General features: G+C 36.4%; 9 protein-coding genes. 8 read left to right on the forward strand and 1 reads right to left on the reverse strand.

The window, feature by feature from the left end:
- The first annotated feature begins 68 nt into the window (after positions 1–68).
- The 8 genes from GTR01_RS08170 to GTR01_RS08205 all read left to right on the forward strand — a co-directional run bounded on the left by GTR01_RS08170 (position 69) and on the right by GTR01_RS08205 (position 13,717).
- On the forward strand, positions 69–1,028 hold the full coding sequence (locus GTR01_RS08170) for an SIS domain-containing protein (protein WP_160137353.1): 960 nt from the start codon (positions 69–71) through the stop codon (positions 1,026–1,028).
- Positions 1,029–1,041: 13 nt separating this feature from the next.
- On the forward strand, positions 1,042–1,602 hold the full coding sequence (locus GTR01_RS08175; protein ID WP_160137354.1) for a Crp/Fnr family transcriptional regulator: 561 nt from the start codon (positions 1,042–1,044) through the stop codon (positions 1,600–1,602).
- A 101-nt stretch (positions 1,603–1,703) separates the two neighbouring features.
- On the forward strand, positions 1,704–2,390 hold the full coding sequence (locus GTR01_RS08180) for a type 1 glutamine amidotransferase domain-containing protein (protein WP_160137355.1): 687 nt from the start codon (positions 1,704–1,706) through the stop codon (positions 2,388–2,390).
- Between the two features lie 216 nt (positions 2,391–2,606).
- Positions 2,607–3,434 (forward strand): twin-arginine translocase subunit TatC, encoded by an 828-nt coding sequence (gene tatC, locus GTR01_RS08185; protein WP_160137356.1) that lies wholly within the window; start codon positions 2,607–2,609, stop codon positions 3,432–3,434.
- Positions 3,435–3,707: 273 nt separating this feature from the next.
- Positions 3,708–6,674, forward strand: coding sequence for a reprolysin-like metallopeptidase (locus GTR01_RS08190; protein WP_160137357.1), 2,967 nt, complete (start codon positions 3,708–3,710; stop codon positions 6,672–6,674).
- Between the two features lie 318 nt (positions 6,675–6,992).
- On the forward strand, positions 6,993–9,953 hold the full coding sequence (locus GTR01_RS08195) for a reprolysin-like metallopeptidase (protein WP_160137358.1): 2,961 nt from the start codon (positions 6,993–6,995) through the stop codon (positions 9,951–9,953).
- Positions 9,954–10,095: 142 nt separating this feature from the next.
- Positions 10,096–11,727 carry a M1 family metallopeptidase gene (locus GTR01_RS08200; RefSeq protein ID WP_160137359.1) on the forward strand — a complete coding sequence of 544 codons (1,632 nt, stop codon included), beginning with the start codon at positions 10,096–10,098 and terminating at the stop codon, positions 11,725–11,727.
- A gap of 133 nt (positions 11,728–11,860) precedes the next feature.
- Entirely contained in the window at positions 11,861–13,717 is a 1,857-nt protein-coding gene (locus GTR01_RS08205) for a PDZ domain-containing protein (RefSeq protein ID WP_160137360.1), read from the forward strand.
- A gap of 85 nt (positions 13,718–13,802) precedes the next feature.
- Here GTR01_RS08205 and GTR01_RS08210 read toward each other — a convergent pair whose 3' ends face one another.
- The gene (locus GTR01_RS08210; protein ID WP_160137361.1) at positions 13,803–14,969 is read right to left on the reverse strand and encodes a sensor histidine kinase; all 1,167 of its coding nucleotides are present in this window, start codon (positions 14,967–14,969) and stop codon (positions 13,803–13,805) included.
- Positions 14,970–14,972 lie beyond the last annotated feature (3 nt).

Raw genomic sequence — 14,972 nt, forward strand, 5'->3', positions numbered from 1 at the left:
TATATTAAATATTGTTTTTAAAATATAACGTTTTTTGAAAACTTTTTTGTATACCTTATTATCATAAAATGGATAGAACCAGCATTATATCAATTGCTAAAAGTACTTTAGAAATTGAAATTTCAGAATTAGAAAAATTAAAAAACAGAATTGACGACCAATTTGCCCAGGCTGTAGAGATTATTCACTCTGCAAAAGGAAAATTAATTGTAGTAGGAATTGGCAAATCGGCGCATGTGGGGAATAAAATTGTTGCTACTCTAAATTCTACCGGTACTCCTTCACAATTTTTGCATGCTTCGGAAGCTATTCATGGTGATTTAGGAGTGATCCAAAAACAGGATGTCGTGCTTTGTATCTCTAATTCCGGAAATTCTCCTGAAATTGCCAATCTGGTTCCTTATTTAAAGGATTATTCTTCAGCTTTGATCGGAATGACAGGAAATAAAAGCAGCAAACTGGCTGAGTTTTCCGAAATTATCCTGGATACTCATGTTGATGTAGAGGCTTGTCCTAATAAACTGGCACCTACAAGTTCTACCACGATTCAAATGGCATTGGGAGATGCTCTTGCCATAGCTCTAATGGAATTGAATGATTTTAAAGCGAATGATTTTGCCAAATTCCACCCTGGAGGAAGCTTAGGTAAAAATCTGACTTCTAAGGTAGAGCAGTTTCTTTCTTCACAAAAACCTCAGGTTTCCGAAGAGGCTACTATTAGAGACGTTATTATCTCTATCAGTGCATCAAGCCACGGAATTACCGTTGTAACGAATGAAGATCAAATCATTGGAGTAATTACGGATGGTGATTTAAGAAGAATGTTGATGAAAGGAGAAGATATCACTAAGGTTTTGGCAAAAGACATTATGTCTGCAAATCCAAGAACTATTGAAAAGGATGCTCTCGCAAAAGAAGCTATGAAAATTTTAAAAGGTAATAATATTGGCCAGCTGGTAGTCACTGAGAATGGAAAGTATTTCGGAATCATTGATCTGCATAAATTGCTTGATGAAGGCATCAACTAATCTTTGAAGTAGGATGAGCCATTTTCTAAAAGAGCATATTCAGGAAATTATTACTCTTCCGGATGATGAATTTGAGATCATTCAGCGTTGTTTTGTAAAAAAGAGATTCCGGAAAAGACAATTTCTGATCCAGGAACATCAGCCTGTACATGAAATATTCCTTATAGAAAAAGGTATTCTTAAAAGTAGTTTCATAGACAATACAGGAAAAGAACATATCCTTCAATTCGCTGCTTCCAACTGGTGGATTTCAGACTTTGCAGCCTTTTTCAGGCAGGAAACATCATCACTGGCAGTTGATTGTATTGAAGATTCGGAAGTTCATGTGATTTCTTATGAAGACTTAAATACCCTTTGTGCAAAAGTTCCTGCTATGGAACATTTTTTCAGGGTAAAATCTAATTTCGGATATGTAGCTCTACAGCAAAGAATACTTTCTTTAATGAGTAAATCTGCTAAGGAACGTTATGAAGATTTTATAAAACAATATCCGGGCTTTATAGATCATATTCCCAAACAACTTATTGCAAGCTATCTTGGAGTTTCAAGAGAAACATTAAGCAGACTATATTAATAAAGATGTGACACAGGTCACATCTTTTTTTTGACCTATATCCTTGTTATAAGTCCGCCAAAATTCCAACCTTTGTCTTATAAATTTTTAATACAATACCAATGAAAAAGAAAGCATTAATCGTAGTGACAAGTGTGGAAAAATACCCTAATATGGAAAGAGCAACAGGCCTATGGCTGGGTGAAGCCGTTCATTTTTATGAGAAACTGGAGGAAAAAGGCTATGAAATTGATTTTGTAAGCCCGAAAGGAGGTTATACTCCGCTAGATCCTATTTCTATACAAATGTTTGTACAACCTGTGGATTGGAAATATTATGCTGATGAAACTTTCAGAAATAAATTAGGAAATACTTTAACTCCAAAAGACATAAATCCCAATGATTATAGTGTCATTTACTACGCCGGTGGACATGGTGTCGTTTGGGATTTTCCTGACAATAAAGAATTACAGGAAATAGCTCGTAGCATCTATGAAACAGGCGGAATCGTATCCTCTGTATGTCATGGAGCTGTAGGACTTTTTAACATTAAACTTTCTAACGGAGAGCTTCTGATCAAAGAAAAAACAGTAACTGGCTTTTCAAATTCAGAAGAAATTGCAGCAGAATTAGCAGATCACATGCCTTACCTTACAGAAGATGTATTGAAGAGCAAAGGAGCTCACTATGTAAAAGCAGATCAGGATTTTGTTCCTTTTGCGGTGGCTGATGGAAATTTGGTAACAGGACAGAACCCTCAATCAGGAGCAGCTGTAGCCGAAAAAGTTCTGAAAATTCTGGAAAAGTAATTGAATCTTATGATAAAAACAACAGACAGCTTGAAATCATTTTGAGCTGTCTGTTGTTATACCTAAAAGTCTCTTTAAAAACAGATCAGCAATCCGTCATATAATCCTGAACAAATTCATGACTAATAAATTCTAAATACTGATTATTATTTCATAATTTCGCAAACTTAAACTGCTTGCCTTTTATGAAGGTGGTATTTTGACAGATTCTATTATATGGACAATAACAAAGACATGTCCTTTCTGGGGCATATTGGAGAATTAAGAGGACATTTGGTTCGTTCGATTATTGCTATCATCATTGCAGCCTTTGCGGTAGGTTTCAATATCAACTGGATTATGGATCATATCTTTTTTGGACCTACCAGAAATGATTTCCCTACTTTCAAAATTGTTAATCATTTTTCAAGGCTGATTTTAGGAGAAGACAGCATTCACCTGCCAAAGGATTTCCCCGTACGTGTACAAAGACTATATCAACAGTTCAATGTAATGATGGCGGTTTCCGTTTTTGGAGGGATGGTGGCAGCATTTCCTTATATTGTTTGGGAGTTGTGGCGTTTTATCAGCCCTGCTTTACACCCAAGAGAGAAAAAGAATTCAATCTACATCATTAATGCTGTATGGATGCTTTTTATGACGGGAGTTTTATGTGGCTACTTTTTAATTCTGCCTTTCGCAGTTAACTTTGGAGTTATCTTTAAAATTTCAGATATTATAGTTCCACTTTATGATCTAAGTGATTATACCACATTGTTTTTACAGGTTGTTCTTGGGATGGGTGTTATTTTCTTGTTCCCTATTCTGATCTATTTCCTTACCAGCATCGGAATTCTTACTCCTGTATTTATGAAGACTTATCGTCGTCATGCTATTGTATTGATCATGGTAGTTGCAGCAATTATTACTCCAGCGGATGTACTCAGTATGTTGATGGCTGCTTTCCCATTACTTATATTATATGAGTTTAGTATTATGATGTGTACTTTCACTTATAAAAGGGTACAAAAAAGCAATGGAAATCTTCCTGTTGTACAGAAATAACAATATTATATAACTAAAAAAGAGCTTGTTTCACAGAATGAAACAAGCTCTTTTTTTATTCTCTTTCTAAAATTGATTTCATGCAATATGACTAAATATTTTCTAAAATCAAATTTGTGGCGAAAAAAAACATTCAAATTAACAATTACACAGATTATCATTTATAAAAACAAAAAACAATCTTAAATCAAGCACTTTTATATTCATTCTATCATAAAAATAGTTAAATTTACAAAAAGTTCATAAAACAATTTTATCTTATTACAATATATTATGAAAAAAAAAGTTACTTTCTTATTTGCGTTAGCTATAGGCTTAACAAGCTTGCAAGCTCAGCGTTGGGAACCGGTTTCCCAAAGAGTTAGTCCGATAAGGAAAGAGGTAAATATCCTTCATTCTTACAAATTCGACCTCAATGCATTGAGAGAATTATTAAAAAATGCTCCAGAAGCCGGCCAAGGAAATCCGGTAGTTGTTTCTCTTCCTACTACTGATGGAAAAGTTGAAAGATTTTCGGTCTACAGTGCTCCTGTTGTAGCAAAATCAATGGCTGAAAGGTATGAATTAGGTGCTTATTCCGGGGTTGGACTGGATAATCCTACAAAACAGGTAAGATTCAGTACAGCTCCGAATGATTTCCAATCAATGCTTTTTGATTCTAAAACAGGAAAATATGAATTTATAGAACCTATCAATAAGGAAAAAGATGTGTATGGTGTTTTCTTTAAAACGAACAAAACATCAGACGGAACTCCTTTTGAATGTACTACATCTGAGCCTGAAAATGCAAAAAAGCAGATGAAGCAACTTCTACAATCAAAAAAAGGATTAAGCGGCGCAGGGGTTTCTAATAAAAACAATGATCAAAAGTATAGAACATACAGGCTTGCCGTTTCTGTAAACGGAGAATATACCCAACTTGCGGGTGGTGTTCCAGGCGCTGCTGCACGTATTAACGCTACCATCAATAGAGTAAATGGTGTGTATGAAAAGGATTTGGGAATTCATTTGATTGTACAGGATTTTCCACAAATTATTTTTACAGATCCAGCTACAGACCCTTATTCAAATGTTATTGCTAATACTAATGGTACTTACAGTGCCCCTTCAGCATGGAACTTACAGGTTCAGCAAACACTTACCAATACAGTCGGTATAGGCAATGAAGCCTATGATGTTGGCCACTTTTTTGGCCACAGAGGTGGTGGTGGAAGTGCGGGAAGAGTCGGAAATGTATGTATAAATCCTGCCAGCAATAATGATGCAACCTCTAAAGGAGCTGGAATCACTTCACCATCTGTAGTAGATCAACCTTTTGGAGATGCTTTTGACATTGACTATGTCGCTCATGAATTAGGTCATCAATTAGGAGGCCGTCATACAATGACTGTTAATCAAAATCAATCGGATGTTCCAATAGAACCAGGATCAGGATCTACGATTATGGGATATGCAGGAATTACTGCGGCCAATGTCCAAATGCATTCGGATGCTTACTTTCATGTCATCAATATTGAGCAAATACAAGCGTATGTAAATAGTAAAACTTGTGGAATTACGACTCCAGTTGTCAATACTCCACCTGTGATACAACCACTTACGAACAGGATTATTCCCAAAGGAACTGCTTTTGTATTAACAGCCAATGCCACCGATGCTCAAAATGACCCTATGACTTACGCATGGGAGCAATATGATATTTCTGGTACTCTATTTAATACTTTAACCTCTACCCGTACTGGTGGTGCCGCTTTCAGATCTCTATCTCCAACAACCTCACCTTCCCGCTATTTTCCCAAACTGACAACCGTACTCAATGGAAACCTTACAACGGTACAGGACTGGGAACTTTTACCAGGTGTAGCAAGAGTCATGAATTTTAAAGTAACAGTAAGGGATAATAACCCTGATATCACTCAGCAGCAAACCCAAAGTAGTCCGGTAAAAGTGGATGTTGGGAATGACGGGCCATTCAAGGTAACTTCAAATACTGTTTATAACAACCTGGCTGGTGCCATTACCTGGGATGTTGTAAATACAAACGGCTCTCCTTATAATGTGCAGAATGTTAAAATAGATTATACCACAGACAACGGAACTACATGGACAGTTGTTACTCCATCTACTCCTAATGATGGAGTTGAACCTTTTTCATTCTCATCCCTCGCCACAGGTTCTAATCTAAAGATAAGAGTAAGCGCTGTTGATAATATTTTTTATGCCATTGGAAGTGCCACGGTGTCTGCTTCAGCAAGTCCTTGTTCTACCGATACCGCTCCTACAGGAATTGCAGTCACTGGAGTTACAAAGTCTTCAGCCAATATCAATTGGTCTGCCCTCCAAGGAGCAGAATATTCTTTACTATATAGAAAAGTGGGTACTACAACATGGGTAACCGTTCCTGCAGCGGCCAACTCTTCTTATCTTTCCAGCTTAGACCCAGCTACTCAATATGAAGTACAAGTAGCCAATGTATGTAATTCTACCGTTGGAACCTATTCAGCTTCTACTAATTTCACTACTCTGCCTTTTATTTGTGCAGTTTCAGCAGATCCTTCGGATGAGTATATTTCTAATGTTACGGTAACCCCTGCAGGTATGAATGCTATTTCCAATACAAGTGCGGCTTCTTCATACACCGATTACACCACCGATCAGACAAAATTAATTACTCTAAAACCAGGATCATCAAACAACACAATCAGTGTAACCAAAAAATGGACAAGTACAACGACCTATAATGAAGGAGTAACAGCATGGATAGACTTCAATAAAGATGGATATTTTGCTGAATCTGAAATCATTCTCACAACCGTCCCTAATAAAGTTACTCCGGTAACCGGAACATTCTCTGTACCTATGAATGCCTATACAGGAGGAAATGTAATTATGAGAGTGATAATGGCCTATGGTACCCAACCACAAAACGGATGCAGCAGCCAGGACTATGGTGAAATAGAAGACTACCCTATCCTTATCCAACAAGAGCTTGCTACAAGTGATGTGACAAAAGATAAAGCTTCTATTCAGATTTATCCTAACCCAGTAAGTGATATCCTGAATGTAACTCAGGTTTCCCCTAAGGCACAATTCTCAATCACCAATATTGCAGGCCAGAAAGTAATGAGCGGCCAGATCTCAGATAATAAGATCTCCGTTTCAAGACTAAGCACTGGAGCGTATGTCATTTCAATTGAAGATAAAGGAACTACTTCAAACCTGAAATTTATTAAAAAATAAAAATGATCATATTTTATAAAGCCCGGCATTAGCCGGGCTTTTTTCATATAACACCCTAAGACTTTCATCAAAGAGATTCAGGCTATTTTATTTAATATAAATTCTGATTATGCACATTAAACAACAAACGGCTATAAATATTCTTCCTAAGTAATCCCTATTGATTGTAATATTTTCAATTAAAATAAAATTATTAAATAAAATATCAATTATTTTAAATTAATTTATTAAATAAATAACAAAAACACAAAATAAACAATTATACATTAATAAAATTAACTATTTTTAAACAAAACAATAATTTAAAAATAAAGTAAAATGAAAAAGAAATTTATTTTCGTCTGTGCATTAGGTTTAAACCTGATGGGACTACAAGCACAACGCTGGATGCCAGTGTCAGAGAGAGTGAATCCGGAAAGGAAAGAAGTAAATGTTCTACAGTCTTACCAATTTGATCTTAATACCCTGAGAGAATTATTAAAAAATGCTCCGGAAGCAGGTCAGGGAAATCCAATAGTTGTCTCCCTTCCTACTACTGATGGAAAAATTGAAAGATTCTCAGTATACAGTGCTCCTGTTATTGAAAAATCAATGGCTGAGAGATATCAATTAGGCGCTTATTCAGGGGTTGGACTAGACAATCCCAACAAACAGGTGAGGTTTAGTACAGCTCCCAATGATTTCCAATCTATGATTTTTGATATTAAGACTGGAAAATATGAATTTATAGAACCTATCAATAAAAAAAAGGATGTGTATGGTGTTTTCTTTAAATCTAACAAAACATCAGATGGATCTCCTTTTGAATGTACTACATCTGAGCCTGAAAAAGCGAAAAAGGAAATGAAGCAGCTTCTACAATCAAAAAAAGAATTAAGCAGCATAGGAATTTCTAATAAAAATAATGATCAAAAGTTTCGAACTTACAGACTTGCTATTTCTGTAAACGGTGAATACACTCAACTTGCGGGTGGTGTTCCAGGTGCTGTTGCACGTATTAATGCTACCATCAACAGAGTGAATGGTGTATTTGAAAAGGATTTTGGCATTCGCATGATCGTTCAGGATTTTCCACAAATTATTTTTACAGATCCTGCAACAGATCCATATACAACTGTCACCCAAAATTCATCAGGGAGATGGGTAGCTCCCAGTGCTTGGAATTTAGAGCTTCAGCAAACACTTACCAATACACAAGGCATCGGCAATGCTGCTTATGATGTAGGCCACTTCTTTGGCCACAGAGGTGGTGGCGGATCTGCAGGTCGTGTGGGGAATGTCTGTATTGATCCTGCTAACAATAATGATAAAACCTCTAAAGGAGCAGGAATTACCTCTCCAAATATTGTAGATCAACCTTATGGAGATACGTTTGATATAGACTTTGTAGCTCACGAACTTGGTCATCAGTTTGGTGCAAACCATACCATGTCCCTAAGCCTTCATGGAGCTCACATGGAACCAGGGTCCGGTTCTACCATTATGGGCTACGCAGGGATTACAGATGCCAATGTCCAGATGAATTCAGATGCCTATTTTCATGTAAAAAATATTGAAGAAGTACAGACTTATGTAAATTCAAAGACCTGTGGTATTGTAACGCCTACGACCAATACCCCACCAACTATACAGCCACTTCCTCAGAAAACAATTCCCAAAGGGACAGCATTTGTATTAACAGCCAGTGCCACTGATGCTGAAAACGATCCTATGACTTATGCATGGGAACAATATGATCTTGCCACCGCTACTTTTGGGCCCGTAAACCCACATCGTCCTACTGGTGCCGATTTTAGATCTTTCACTCCTACAACTTCTCCTACCCGCTATTTTCCTAAACTTTCAAATGTACTCAACGGACTTCTTAGCAGCCCAATAGACTGGGAAACCGTATCTAATGTACAAAGAGAAATGAACTTTAAGGTAACGGTGAGGGACAACAGCCCTTCTGTAGACCAGCAACAAACACAAAGTGCTCTTGCTAAAGTAACAATAGGTGATGACGGCCCATTTACAATAACTTCCAATTCTGCATATAATAATATTCCGAGCACCATTACCTGGGAAGTCGCCAATACCAATGTAGCCCCTTATAATGTACAAAACGTTAAAATAGATTATACTGCAGACAACGGAAGTACATGGACGGTCATCAGTCCTTCCACTCCGAATGATGGCTCTGAACCTTACTCATTCTCGTCACTCACAGTAGGTACTGATATAAAAATCAGAGTAAGTGCTGTTGACAACCTATTTTATGCAATAGGAAAGGCTACCATTTCTTCTGCTCAAACTTGTTCTTCAACTGCTCCGACAGGAGTAACATTCACAGGAATTACAAAAACTACAGCCACTGCAACTTGGGACGCAGTAGAAGGAGGTAGTTATTCATTAATGTATAGAAAATTGGGAGCTCCTACATGGACAACCGTATCTACAACAACGAATTCTTATCATCTTTCAGGACTAAGTGATGCTACCAAGTATGAGGCACAAGTAGCCAATGTATGCCAAACCACTACTGGAACCTATTCATCTCCTAATGTTTTCGTTACCCCATCATATGAAGGTTGCCTCGTTATTTCAAACTCTAATGATGAATATATTTCCAATGTTACGGTAACCCCAGCAGGAATGTCAGCAATGTCAAATGACAGTGGAGCATCAGAATATACAAATTATACTTCTGATTTGAGCAAACTGATTACTTTGAAAAAAGGAGCTGCAGGAAATAAGATCAGTGTGGCTAAAAAATGGAGCGGAACGAATTATAAAGAAGGAGTAACAGCATGGATCGATTATAACAAGGACGGATTATTCTCTGCTTCTGAAGTTATCTTTTCCAGTGCAGCGAGTACAACAACTCCTGTTTCAGGAACTTTCACTGTTCCTGCAACCGCTTACACAGATGGAAATGTAATCATGAGGGTAACACTGGCTTATAATAAACAGCTACAAGACGGATGTACCGGTGCAGGAGATGGTGAGACTGAAGATTATCCTGTTCGTATCACGGATGAGCAGCCACTCAGCACTCATGATATTACAAAAGACAACAGTACAATCCAAGTTTATCCTAATCCGGCAAGTGATGTACTGAACGTAACAAAAGTTTCTCCTAATGCAAAATTTACTATTACAAATGCTGCAGGACAACTTGTAATGGATGGATACATCTCAGACAATAAGATCTCCGTTTCAAGGCTAAGCACCGGAGCGTATGTTATTTCAATTGAAGATAAAGGAACTACTTCAAATCTGAAATTTATTAAAAAATAAAAATGAGCATATTTTATAAAGCCCGGCATTAGCCGGGCTTTTTTTATATATTTCAAAACATTTTACCTGTATTTTTCCAGCATCTTTACCGGGCTGTTAATTTAATTTTATACTTTTGAAAAGATTATTAATTTAATTTTACATGAAAAAGCTGTCATACACTCTTTTATTTGTTTCCGGAATTGCTTTCGGGCAATTATTTGAAAGAGATAAGGTTTACACCAAACAAGATACTTTAAAAGGTTCCAATACGCCATTCAGAGATTTCTGGGATGTTAAAAAATATGATTTTTCTGTGGAACCCGACTTTGAGCAGAAAAGCATTAAAGGAACCAATAAGATAAGCTTTGAAATTATAAAGGATGTTGCCAACCCTGTATTTCAGATTGATCTGCAACAGCCTATGAAAGCAGGAAAAGTGATGGCAAACTTTCCTATTGCCAGCTATAAACAGGATGGTGATTTTATATTTATTACGACTAAGAAGAAGTTTAAAAAAGGAGAAAAATATACGATTGACGTTGATTATTCCGGGAATCCGCTTATTGCTAAAAATGCACCCTGGGATGGTGGATGGGTTTTCACCAAAGATAAAAACGGAAATCCGTGGATGAGCCCCGCTGTTCAGGGAATAGGGTCTTCTATCTGGCTTCCGACCAAAGATATCTGGAGTGATGAACCTGATAATGGTATCGTTATGAAAATCATTACCCCAAGTGATCTTGTAGGGGTTGGAAACGGAAGATTGATCGATAAAAAAACTAATGGTAACAAAACCACCTATACCTGGGAAGTGAAAAACCCTATCAACGACTATTCTATCATTCCTAATATTGGCAAGTATGTAAATTTTAAAGATACTTTTGATGGGGAAAAGGGAAAACTTGATCTGGATTACTGGGTATTGGATTATAATTTAGAAAAAGCAAAGAAACAATTTGAACAGGTAAAACCAATGCTTTCTGCATTTGAATACTGGTTTGGGCCTTATCCTTTCTATGAAGACTCTTACAAACTTGTAGATTCCCCCTATCTGGGAATGGAGCACCAAAGTAACGTAGCCTATGGAAATGATTACCAAAACGGCTACCGTGGAAAAGATCTTTCAGGAACAGGAATTGGTTTAAAATGGGATTATATCATCATTCACGAAAGTGGCCACGAATGGTTTGCCAACAATATTACCGCAAAGGATGAAGCAGACATGTGGATTCATGAGAGTTTCACCATGTACTCGGAAATTCTTTTTACAGAAAATTATCTCGATAAAAAGTCTGCAGATTTATATGCTATTGGTCTTAGAGGTAAAATTGCAAATGATGTTCCTATCATTGGAAAATATGGGGTGAGAAATGAAGGAAGCGGAGATATGTATCCAAAGGGAGCCAATATGCTTCATACGATAAGACAGGTCATTAATAATGATGACAAATTCAGACAGATTTTAAGAGGCTTAGGCAAAGATTTTTATCATCAGACTGTTACTACAAAACAAATTGAAGATTATATTTCATCAAAATCGGGAATTGATTTCTCTACAGTTTTTGACCAGTATCTGAGAACGATTAAAATTCCTACTCTTGAATATACTCAAAATGGAGATACCTTGAAATTCAGATACACGGATATTGTGAAAAACCTGAAACTTCCCATCATTATCAATGGAAATCAGACCATAAATCCAACTGAAGAATGGCAGACCGTAAAACTTAAAAAGAATACTCCGGTTGATTTTAACCGAAATTATTACATTAATTATTTAAGTGTTCAATAAATAAAAAGGCAAATTCGCAAATAAGCAAATTTGCCTTTTTTATTGTAAAGTAAAAATTTTAAGAAAAGTTTAATACTCTATCTCGTAACAAAAGGAAAAAATAAACAACTATTTATCTATAAATTCAAACCTAATGAGAAAAACAGCACTTAGCTTAGGCCTTTTTGCCGCTTTTTTAGCAAATGCACAATCTATAAAGACCACCATTGACCTCGTTAATGTAAAAGATGATAAAGTAGCCGTTACTATGGAGTTTCCGAAAATGAAATCGGGAGATATCAAATTCCATTTTCCAAAAACGGTTCCGGGAACATATTCTGTAGATGATTATGGAAGATTCATAGAGGGTATTAAGTTTTATGACAACAAAGGAAAGGAATTGGCCTTTACAAAGGTTAATGAAAATAGCTATTCATTGAAAAATGCTCAAAACTTAAACAAGATCACATATCTTGTAAATGATAGCTTCGATGAAGAAACCGATACCTCAAAACATAAAGCAGTGTTCTCTCCTTCAGGAACTGATATTGAGGAAGGTAAAGTTTATATGATCAATACGCATGGCTTTGTTGGATATATTGAAAATATGCAGGATGTTCCTTATCAGCTGGTAATTCAAAAACCAACTGATTTCTATGGAACAACAGCGTTGGTAGATCAGGATAAATCTGAGTCTACAGATACCTATACCCTTGCTAATTATGCAAAAGTGACAGATTCACCATTGATGTATACCAAACCGGACTATATCACCTTCAATGCCGGAGGAATGGAACTTGTTCTGGGAGTTTATTCTCCAACCGGAAAGTACAAGGCCGCAGATTTCAAAGATAATCTTGAAAAAATGGTGATTGCTCAAAAGAAATTCCTTGGGGATATGAACACCAATAAAAAGTATGCTATTATGCTTTACTTATCTGGCGGAAATGGCCCTGATGTTCATGGATTTGGAGCGTTAGAACATCATGAATCTACCAGCGTGGTTCTCCCTGAAGGAATGCCTAAAGATGCTATTGACCAAACGATTACTGATGTAGTTTCCCATGAGTTCTTCCATACGGTAAATCCTTTAAAAACTCATTCTGAAGAGATCCATTACTTTAATTATGCAGATCCGAAAATGTCTCAGCATTTGTGGATGTACGAAGGCGGAACCGAATATTTTGCTAATTTATTCCAGATTCAGGAAGGGCTTATCAACAAGGATGAGTTTCTTAAAAGAATTGTAGAAAAGATTAATAATTCCAAGAAGTACAATGATACAATGCCGTTTACGGTAATGAGTAAAAATGTGTTACAGGATGCTTACAAAGATCAGTATAGAAATGTATATGAAAAAGGAGCTCTTTTGGCCATGTGTATGGATATTGAACTGAGAAAGTTATCTAACGGCGAAATGGGATATCGTGATATGATCAGAAAATTGTCCCAAAGATTTGGTGAAAACAAACCATTTAAAGATGACAAATTGATTGACGAGCTGGTAACCGTAACGGGCTATCCTCAGATCAAGGATTTTTATAATAAATATATTGCCGGAAGCCAACCTACTCCTTACGTAGAATATCTGAAAATGGTAGGGGTAGAGGTGAGCAAAAAGGAACTTCCTCCTATTTTCTGGTTTATTAAGGATCCTACTCAAACGGGTTACGATCCGGGAACTCAAGCATTAGCATTTGATGAGGATGCTACTCTATCTCCATTTGCAAAAAGTGTTGGGTTTAAATTGACAGATAAGGTACTTGCCATAGATGGAAGAGTAGTCGACATCAACAAGCTGGCAGATTTAATGGGCTATACCAGAACCATTAAAGAGGGTCAGGAAGTAACGGTAACAATTTTAAGAGACAATGCTGGTAAAAATGAAAAAATGACTCTTAAAGGTAAAGCTATTCTGGATAAAGTAGACAGAGAAAAAATCCAGTTCAAAGCCAATCCGACTCCGGAGGAACTAAAATTACAAACTCAGTGGTTAACTGGTAAAAAATAAACAAGAAAGCGGGGAAAACATCCCCGCTTTTTTATTATTCCATATTATAGTAAATCTTTAATATAAACTTTCCTTATAGGTTTAACTATACTTTTTTAATGGTAATCCTGAATGTAGTCCCCTTTCCTACTTCTGTCTGAGAAATCTTAATGTCCCCATTATGATATTCATGAATAACTCTTTGTGCCAGTGACAATCCTAATCCCCAGCCTCTCTTTTTGGTAGAATATCCCGGTTTAAAAGCATTTCTGGCCTGTTGGCTGGTCATTCCGCTTCCATTGTCCTTTACCTCAATCAGTATATTTTTGTTTCTTTCAAAGACTGACATTACAATAGTGCCCTGTCCTTTCATAGCATCTACAGCATTTTTCACCAGATTTTCAATTACCCAGCTCATCAAGATCTTATTATGTGGAACTAAAACGATATAAGCAGGAAGCTGGAGCGTAAAATCAACCTTTCTTGAAATCCTTGTCTTTAAATAATCATAATTTTCCTGAATTGTTTCATTGAAATTCATATCATTCAGTTCCGGAACAGACCCTATTTTTGAGAAACGTTCAGAAATTGTTCTTAGCCTTTCGATATCCTTTTCAATTTCCACAACTCCTTCAGAATCTGGATTCTCTAATTTCATAATTTCCATCCAGCCAATCATTGAAGACAGAGGTGTTCCAATCTGATGCGCTGTTTCTTTAGCTAAACCAGCCCAAAGATACCCTTCATCCGTCTTTTTGATGGTCCTAAAGAACCAAAATGTAAATCCAAAATACAACAGAATAAATAGTCCTAAAATATAAGGAGAATACCTCAAATTATTAAGCAATCGTGAATTGTCATAATATACAAACTGGTTATTTCCATCCGGAACCTTTATTTCAATCGGATCATAATTTTTTTCCATCTTGATGATCAGATCATGAAGCTTTTCAGGGTTTTTAATGGTACTTTCCGGGATATTGCGATAATATCCAAGATCAAGGATAGGATTTTTATATTTATCCGTCACAATGAACGGAATCGTATTGTTAATATTCAGAATTTCAGGCAATAGATCCAGAACATCTGTATCCGGACTTTTCACTTCCTGCTGGATTCGGATCGCTTTGGAAAGAAGATTGATCCTTTTAATTTCCTCTTTTCTCAGGAAATTGATCAATATGGTAGAAGACACAACAATGGCGATTACCAAGGTAGTCATTACAACAAAAATGATCCAGTTATTCAATCTGGTTAATATGGATTTCCTCAAAGT

Source organism: Chryseobacterium sp. c4a, from assembly GCF_009900745.1.
Taxonomy (GTDB): Bacteria; Bacteroidota; Bacteroidia; order Flavobacteriales; family Weeksellaceae; genus Chryseobacterium.

Coding starts and splice junctions, on each gene's coding strand:
- GTR01_RS08180 (WP_160137355.1), top strand. CDS start 1,704: ATGAAAAAGAAAGCATTAATCGTAGTGACAAGTGTGGAAAAATACCCT.
- GTR01_RS08170 (WP_160137353.1), top strand. CDS start 69: ATGGATAGAACCAGCATTATATCAATTGCTAAAAGTACTTTAGAAATT.
- GTR01_RS08175 (WP_160137354.1), top strand. CDS start 1,042: ATGAGCCATTTTCTAAAAGAGCATATTCAGGAAATTATTACTCTTCCG.
- GTR01_RS08190 (WP_160137357.1), top strand. CDS start 3,708: ATGAAAAAAAAAGTTACTTTCTTATTTGCGTTAGCTATAGGCTTAACA.
- GTR01_RS08200 (WP_160137359.1), top strand. CDS start 10,096: ATGAAAAAGCTGTCATACACTCTTTTATTTGTTTCCGGAATTGCTTTC.
- GTR01_RS08195 (WP_160137358.1), top strand. CDS start 6,993: ATGAAAAAGAAATTTATTTTCGTCTGTGCATTAGGTTTAAACCTGATG.
- GTR01_RS08205 (WP_160137360.1), top strand. CDS start 11,861: ATGAGAAAAACAGCACTTAGCTTAGGCCTTTTTGCCGCTTTTTTAGCA.
- tatC (WP_160137356.1), top strand. CDS start 2,607: ATGGACAATAACAAAGACATGTCCTTTCTGGGGCATATTGGAGAATTA.